Source organism: Planococcus sp. A6, assembly GCF_028823615.1.
Lineage (GTDB): Bacteria > Bacillota > Bacilli > Bacillales_A > Planococcaceae > Planococcus.
The window spans coordinates 1-3,044 of the sequence record NZ_JAPEHT010000217.1; the positions used below are offsets into that span (position 1 = coordinate 1).

The 3,044-nt window shown below is 50.4% G+C and carries 2 protein-coding genes; both read right to left on the reverse strand.

The features are described 5' to 3' along the window. Positions 1–141 precede the first annotated feature (141 nt). Positions 142–630, reverse strand: a complete 489-nt coding sequence (ybaK, locus tag ON064_RS17825) for a Cys-tRNA(Pro) deacylase (protein ID WP_274625818.1) — start codon at positions 628–630, stop codon at positions 142–144. A 14-nt stretch (positions 631–644) separates the two neighbouring features. Further along, positions 645–2,804 (reverse strand): DNA topoisomerase III, encoded by a 2,160-nt coding sequence (locus ON064_RS17830; RefSeq protein ID WP_274625819.1) that lies wholly within the window; start codon positions 2,802–2,804, stop codon positions 645–647. Positions 2,805–3,044: the final 240 nt, after the last annotated feature.

Here is a 3,044-nt window from a genome sequence, read left to right on the forward strand (position 1 = left end):
CCTTTGATGGTCATCGAAATGCCGAGGCCTAGCAGCATCATTCCCAATAGAAAAAACAGCCACCGGTAATACATAGAAACTTTCATCCTTTATCCTTCTTTCTTCTGAATCCCACAAGCCGAAGCAGTGAACAGGGAACACTTACGGCTTCGCCGTCAATTCCGCAAACTCAGCTTGTGTCGCTTTCAGCAGCGCTTCCGGTGCCAGTTTCAACTGGGCGCCGACTTTCCCTGCAGAAACGATGATTTCATTCAACTGGGAGGCTTGTTCGGCGACGAATGTCCTGAACGGCTTTTTCATGCCGACCGGAGAACAGCCGCCGCGCACGTAACCCGTGAGCGGCAAAATCTCTTTGACCGGCACCATCTCGATTTTCTTTTCGCTGCAGGCTTTTGCAGCCAGCTTTAAATCCAGCTCTTCTGCGACCGGTACGAGAAATACGTAATGGTCCTTTGAAGCGCCCACTGCGACAAGTGTCTTATAGACAGTTTCTACAGGTGCACCGATTTTCGCTGCTACTGACACGCCGTCAATTTTCCCGTCATCGGTGCTATACTGGAGTGGCTCATAATCGATTTTTTCACGGTCCAATATGCGTGCGGCGTTGGTTTTTGCTGCTTTTTTCGCCACCTTGCCCCCTCCTGTCAGTCGTTTTGCTCGAGCAGTTTCTTCAAGGCATCTGCCATTGCCGTGTTTTGCGGCGGCTCGTCTTGTTTCTTCAAATACTTATTAACATCTTTCTTGTTCGCTTTCGATTGTCCTGCTTTTTTGCGCTTTTCAAACGCTGATAGTTTTTCACGGTGACCGCATTTGCAGACGAACATTTTATTGTCGCCATCGCCGACCATGTCCATGCGCTTATGGCAATTCGGGCAGCGGGCATTCGTCTGCATCGAGACGTTTTTCTTGAAGCCACATTCGCGGTCCTGGCACACGTGCATCTTGCCGCGTTTGCCATTCACTTCAAGAAGCGGCTTGCCGCAGTCCGGGCACATTTTGCCGGTGATGTTATCGTGCTTGAATTTCTTGTCGCTGGATTTGATCTCAGCTACCGACTTTTTCGAGAATGCGACCATTTCTTTCATGAACTGTTCTTTCTTCAGCTGGCCTTTAGCGATTTTGGTTAATTGCGTTTCCCAATCCGCCGTCAATTTCGGGGACTTCAAATCTTCTGGGACGAGCTCCAATAGCTGGCGCCCTTTCGACGTAATCGTCAGGTCTTTGCCTTTTTTCTCAATTAAAAAGCTATTGAATAATTTATCGATAATGTCGGCACGTGTGGCGACAGTTCCAAGGCCGCCGGTTTCACCGAGTGTCTGGATGAGCGCTTTCGATTCGCCTGCCATGAACTGGGCCGGATTTTCCATCGCCCCGAGCAAGGTTCCTTCATTGAAGAACGCGGGCGGCTTGGTCTTGCCTTCCGTCAAAGTGATGCCTTTCAAGTCCACGGCCTGTCCTTTTTTGAATGGCGGCAACGTCGACTCGCCTTCTTCGTCGGCGTCGTTATAGACACGCTTCCAGCCATCGTTGCGGATCGTATTGCCTTTTGCCTGGAATGTTTCACCCGCCACGTCGAGTGTAACTGTAGTCCGGTCATATTCGTGCTGTGGCAGGAAGACAGCTAGGAAGCGGCGGACGATCATATCGTACAATTTGTATTCCTTGTCGCTGAGCTCGTGAAGCATCGGTGTTTCCTCAGTCGGGATGATAGCATGGTGATCCGATACTTTCGCATCGTCGATGACGCCTTTTTGCGGAACGCCTGCACTTTTCAATGCCGCATTCGCAAGCGAACGGTATTCCCCGACCTGCACCGCTTTGATATGCTCTTTTAAAGTACCTTTCATATCGCTCGTCAAATGCTTTGAGTCCGTCCGTGGATAAGTGACGATTTTATAGCGTTCATAAAGGTTCTGCAAGGTATTGAGCGTTTCTTTGGCGGACCAGCTATAGCGTTTGTACGCTTCTTTTTGCAATTCGGTCAAATCGAACAATGGCGGCGCCGGCTGTTTTTTCGGCGTGATTTTCACGTCCGTCACCGTGCCTTTATTCGCCGTATCGAGTTTGGCGAATAAACGGTCGATCCGCTCTTTATCGAAACTCTGCGGCGATTTGCCATCCGTCCAGATGAATGATGCATTGTCGCTGATTGCCTGGAGGCCGTAATAAGGTTTCGGCTGGAAGTTGCGGATGTCTTGTTCGCGCTGTGCAATCATCGCAAGCGTCGGCGTCTGCACGCGTCCTGTCGACAATTGTGCGTTATGCTTCACTGTCAATGCGCGCGTCGCGTTGATTCCGACGACCCAGTCAGCTTCTGCACGGGCGACCGCTGCTTGGAACAAGCTTTCATACGCTTTGCCGTCTTTCAAGTTTTGGAAGCCGTCTTTAATCGCTTTATCCGTAACCGAGGAAATCCATAGCCGCTTCACCGGCTTGTTGACTTTCGCTTGCTCCAAAATCCAACGGGCGACCAGCTCCCCTTCACGCCCTGCATCGGTCGCGATGATGACTTCTTTTACATCGCTGCGATTCAGCTGCGCTTTCACTGCATTGTATTGCTTCATGGTCTGTTTGATCGGCACCAATTTAAACGGCTCCGGAAGAATCGGCAAGCTTTCCATCTTCCATTCTTTCAAGTCGTTATTGTATTGTTCCGGTTGTGCATGCGTCACCAAATGGCCAAGTGCCCACGTGACGATATATTGTTTGCCTTCTAGAAAGCCGTTTCCCTTTTGGGAGCATCCGAGTACTCGCGCAATATCGCGCGCAACGGATGGCTTTTCTGCAAGAACTACTGATTTCATAAGCTAAAACCCCTTTTCTACAGCGTCTAGTATAGCATCTTCTCCCCGTTCTTGGGGAGGATGCGCATTTGATCGGCCTTATGCCTTTTTCAATTAACTTCAGTATTTCGGCCGTAAAAAAACCTCCCGAGGGAGGTTTTTTCTCAGCTTGTCGAGAAACCTTGCAGCTTTTTTGCGTTTCGCTCCAGCCGGACGCTTTCCGCGGGCACGGCCTCAGCCGCTTCGTCGCTGGCGCTCCTG

Coding starts and splice junctions, on each gene's coding strand:
- ON064_RS17830 (WP_274625819.1), bottom strand. CDS start 2,804: ATGAAATCAGTAGTTCTTGCAGAAAAGCCATCCGTTGCGCGCGATATT.